We start from the raw sequence: 539 nt of genomic DNA, 5'->3' as shown, positions 1-539 counted from the left end.
CCGATGTAATCGCCAGCACTGTTAGGATCTTCTTTTAGCTGAACCGCCAAGTTGTTTGACGTTAACGTACCTAGAGTATTGAACTCTGTTGGCTCGATACGGAACGACTCAACATCGTCACTCTCATGAGTAAACTGAATGACTTTGGTGTCACTGACCGCAGAGTTCGATGGATCAGAGCCATCGGCTAGATTCGTTTCAGATAGTGAGATTGGTGGAATGACATCTATGGTTGGGACATCGCCGTCCGTAATCGTAAGCGTCACTGTCGAGGTAAGAACGTCATCATCGCCATCGCTTGACGTCACAACGATATTTTTAACGATATCGCCAGCCGAGTGGTCTAAATCTCGGTTCGGCTCAAAGCGCACTTCCCCTTGAGTCGTAATAAACAGTGAGCCTTCGGTGAAGGTAAACTCTTGCTCGGTCGCATCATTCGGGTCTAGAGAGTAAGCGGTGCCGTCATAGGTAAATTGAGTCACGCTCGCGCCATCGGCACTCGCGGATGTTAATACATCGAAAACGGATGTCGTTGGCGT

The 539-nt window shown here is 48.8% G+C and carries 1 protein-coding gene; it reads right to left on the bottom strand.

From position 1 onward, the window contains the following. The coding region (locus AB4384_RS23545; protein WP_372130197.1) for a hypothetical protein at positions 1-539 on the bottom strand (539 nt) is incomplete at both ends.

The sequence above is a fragment of the Vibrio sp. 10N.261.51.A4 genome (assembly GCF_041471945.1).
Taxonomy (GTDB): Bacteria; Pseudomonadota; Gammaproteobacteria; order Enterobacterales; family Vibrionaceae; genus Vibrio; species Vibrio crassostreae_C.
The sequence above is the reverse complement of the archived record's forward strand: the minus strand, read 5'-3'. Positions and strand labels throughout refer to the sequence as shown.